Here is a 1,119-nt window from a genome sequence, read left to right as displayed (position 1 = left end):
GCAGGCCCAGCGCGGTGGTGAACAGGGTTTCGACGCCAATACTCATCGGGGACTCGTGAACTCAGAAAGTGGATGTAACCGACATGTTACCCGATGTCAAATTCCACACGGAACGGCATTGAGCCAAAAAACGAAATCGAAGCGGGATTTCTGCTAGTTTCGAACTATTCAACAGATCATTCAACCAGTGGCAAAATACTCTAGCTTCCGTAGCGCCGCGAGAGAAACCAAATATATCAAGATGGCATTCACAAATCTTAGGCGTCCGCTGGTTTTGCATTCTTGTTTTTATGGTTTTCATACATACGTTTAAGTACCGCCCGATTCGGTCCCTTCCGTCACTATCGACCAAGCTGGAAGTTAATCCAATTTTCTCCAACTGCATCTTGTCGGCCTTTGAAGGACTAGAATTGCATAATGCTCTACGTAGCTCTTTATTGAACATTTCGGTATGAAAAAGGCTCTGGTGAATAGCATCAAAAACACGCAGAAGAGCAAATACGATGCGCGAGTCACCGCCGCTACCAAACGCACCGCCCGCAGTGGTTTCTGTGTCTTCTCCTATTGATGGAAAAGGCGTACCTAGGCCAGGGATGTATATTCGATAACTACCTATCTCAGGACTATTAAGATATGTTTCGTGCAGCCGTGCCACATTGGAATGTCCCTGTTTCCCCTTATCAAGCTCAAGATTGTTACCCGTTCCGTCAAAGAAGACTCCTATCTGCATCGTCATCTCACAAGCAGAAGCATCGATATATCGAACAGGTTTTGGCGGCTTGATGTTTTGAACAGGAGCAGTTCGAGTGATGCCAAATTTATCTTTTATCTCGTTTATTGCCATTTGCTTCTCCTCCGATCCGCCTCATTTAACTCCTCTTGAGTAAACATCTCCTTGATCGGCCAGCCGGCGGTTGCTATTGGGTCACCATCGATCAGACCATACCGTACTGGATGTGCTGTACTTAGAACCGAATACATTGTGGACACGACCCCTCTGTGCCAATATAACTTGAGACACCTACCCGATTAATTTAGAGTACAGCGGTAGGTCCCCAATATGCACAACCGAAAGCATCAAATTAGCACTTCAGCAGCCCAGCAAGACAGCCTCAACGC

General features: G+C 46.6%; 1 protein-coding gene. It reads right to left on the bottom strand.

What is annotated here, in order from left to right:
* Positions 1-61: 61 nt before the first annotated feature.
* On the bottom strand, positions 62-844 hold the full coding sequence (locus tag KVP70_RS33030) for a T6SS phospholipase effector Tle1-like catalytic domain-containing protein (RefSeq protein WP_217946668.1): 783 nt from the start codon (positions 842-844) through the stop codon (positions 62-64).
* Positions 845-1,119 lie beyond the last annotated feature (275 nt).

It is taken from the genome of Duganella violaceipulchra, from assembly GCF_019166075.1.
Classification (GTDB): Bacteria; Pseudomonadota; Gammaproteobacteria; order Burkholderiales; family Burkholderiaceae_D; genus Rugamonas; species Rugamonas violaceipulchra.
This window is presented reverse-complemented; position numbering and strand designations above follow the sequence as displayed.

Bases quoted from the DNA above. Each gene is read 5' to 3' on its own strand.
- KVP70_RS33030 (WP_217946668.1), bottom strand. From the start codon at position 844: ATGGCAATAAACGAGATAAAAGATAAATTTGGCATCACTCGAACTGCT.